Origin of the sequence: Sedimentibacter sp. B4, assembly GCF_000309315.1 — a bacterium.
Lineage (GTDB): Bacteria > Bacillota > Clostridia > Tissierellales > Sedimentibacteraceae > Sedimentibacter > Sedimentibacter saalensis.
Map to the genome: position 1 here is coordinate 1 of NZ_CANG01000074.1, position 215 is coordinate 215.

1 pseudogene is annotated in these 215 nt (G+C 72.6%); it reads left to right on the forward strand.

What is annotated here, in order from left to right:
- Window positions 1-215, forward strand: a pseudogene (locus tag BN358_RS26050) (succinate dehydrogenase); the annotation flags it as partial.

Consider the following 215-nt stretch of genomic DNA (forward strand, 5'->3'; position numbering starts at 1 on the left):
CGCGGTCTACGAGGACGTCACGGTCACTGCCCTCGACCAGCCGGGCGAGCTCACCACGTGGCACCTGCCCGAGGGCGAGGTCGCACGCCTGATCGAGCTGCTCGAGGCGGACGCCCGCCGCCGCGGCGTGGACGTGTTCCTCTCCACGGCAGCCACCCAGATCCTCACCGACGACGCCGGCAAGGTGACCGGCCTGGTGGCGAAGGACGCCGACG